This window comes from Pseudoalteromonas sp. SIMBA_162 (assembly GCF_046535955.1).
GTDB classification, from domain to species: Bacteria; Pseudomonadota; Gammaproteobacteria; order Enterobacterales; family Alteromonadaceae; genus Pseudoalteromonas; species Pseudoalteromonas marina.
In genome coordinates this window covers 1-257 of sequence record NZ_JAWJBQ010000704.1, presented here as the reverse complement: position 1 = coordinate 257, position 257 = coordinate 1, and the positions used below count along the sequence as shown (strand labels likewise).

At 64.6% G+C, this 257-nt stretch carries 1 protein-coding gene; it reads left to right on the top strand.

Annotated features, from left to right (window positions below):
* Window positions 1–9: 9 nt before the first annotated feature.
* Window positions 10–257: isochorismatase family protein (locus R0J88_RS21490; RefSeq protein WP_410901101.1), on the top strand; the 248-nt coding region annotated here is incomplete at its 3' end.

Sequence of the window (257 nt, the reverse complement as noted above, 5' to 3'; positions counted from 1 at the left end):
ATGAAGGACATGGTCGAAGGCAACCCGCTGGCGGCGTTCTGCGAGGCCGTTGCGCCACAGGCAGGGGAGGGGGTGCTGAGCAAGCAGTACGCCAGTGCCTTCTTCGCCACCAGCCTGGCCCCGCTGCTGCATGCTCAAGGCGTGGATACCGTGGTACTGGCTGGCTGCTCTACCAGCGGCTGCATCCGCGCCAGTGCGGTGGATGCCATGCAACACGGGTTTCGAACCATCGTGGTGCGCGAATGTGTCGGTGATCG